The organism is Micromonospora sp. ATCC 39149, assembly GCF_000158815.1.
Taxonomy (GTDB): Bacteria; Actinomycetota; Actinomycetes; order Mycobacteriales; family Micromonosporaceae; genus Micromonospora.
Genome location: NZ_GG657738.1, coordinates 480,016 through 481,439, shown reverse-complemented (window position 1 = coordinate 481,439; position 1,424 = coordinate 480,016). Strand labels below are relative to the sequence as shown.

Below are 1,424 nucleotides of genomic sequence, written 5' to 3'. Positions count from 1 at the left end.
GGTCGTCTGCGGCACCGCCCGCGTCTGCGGAAACCGGGTGGCGCTGGCCGTGATGGACTTCCGGTTCCTCGGCGGCAGCCTCGGCTGCGTGGTCGGCGAGCTGATCACCCGTACCGCCGAGCGGGCCCTGGCCGATGCCGTGCCGCTGGTCCTGGTCACCGCCTCGGGCGGGGCACGGATGCAGGAGGGCGCGCTGTCGCTGATGCAGATGGCCACGGTCAGCCAGGCGGTCGCGCAGCTACGTGAGGCGGGACTGCTGACGGTGAGCGTGCTGACCGACCCGACGTACGGGGGAGTGGCGGCGTCGTTCGCCACCAACACCGACCTGGTGCTCGCCGAGAGCGGCGCGCGGATGGGCTTCGCGGGCCCCCGGGTGATCCGGCAGGTCACCGGACGCGGTCTGCCCGAGGGATTCCAGACCGCCGACTTTCTGCTGCGACACGGCCAGGTCGACATGGTGGTGCAGCGGCGCGCCCTGCGCGGGCGGCTGGTGGCGCTGCTCGCCGCAGCGCAGTCGGGCCGCCGCGCGGTGGCCCGGCGGGAGCCGGCGCGGTCGGTGCCCCACCAGCCGCCCGGTGCACCGCCTGCCGCCCGCAGCGCCGAAGGCGACGCGCGGGCCGGTGGGGGCGACGCGTGGGAGACCGTGCGGATCGCCCGGCACCCGGGCCGGCCGACCGCGCTGGACTACCTCGGCACCGCTTTCGACGGCTTCGTGGAGCTGCACGGCGACCGGCTCGGCGCCGACTGCCCAGCGGTCGTGGGCGGGCTGGCCCGGCTCGGCGACCGGCACCTGATGGTCGTCGGGCACCAGAAGGGACACAGCACCGCCGAGCTGGTCGCCCGCAACTTCGGGATGGCGAGCCCGGCCGGGCACCGCAAGGCGCTGCGGCTCATGCGGCTCGCCGCCCGGCTGGGGCTGCCCGTGGTCACACTCGTCGACACCCCCGGCGCCGACCCGGGCGTGACCGCGGAGACGCAGGGGCAGGCGGCGGCGATCGCGGAGAACATCCTGGTGATGAGCGGCCTGCCGGTGCCGGTGGTCGCGGTGGTGACCGGCGAGGGCGGCAGCGGTGGCGCCCTGGCGCTCGCGGTCGCCGACCGGGTGCTGATGCTCCAGCACGCCGTCTACTCGGTGATCAGCCCCGAGGGGTGCGCGGCGATCCTCTGGCCGGACAGCTCGGCGGCCCCGCAGGCTGCCCGGGCGCTGCGGCTGACCGCGCCCGACCTGTGCGCGCTGGGCATCGCCGACGACGTCGTCCCGGAGCCCGCGCCGGCGGCCCACGCCGACCCGGAGGCCGCCGGGGAGCTGCTGCGCCGGGCGGTGCTGGCGCACCTGACCCCGCTGCTCGACGTGCCGCCCGCGACGCTGATCCGGCGTCGCCGGCAGCGGTTCCGCCGCTTCGGGGCGGCCCGCTCCGGCGTCG

1 protein-coding gene is annotated in these 1,424 nt (G+C 77.0%); it reads left to right on the top strand.

Annotated features, from left to right (window positions below):
• Nucleotides 1-1,424 (top strand): acetyl-CoA carboxylase carboxyltransferase subunit alpha (locus MCAG_RS02050; protein WP_007071332.1); only part of this gene is annotated, 1,424 nt, incomplete at both ends.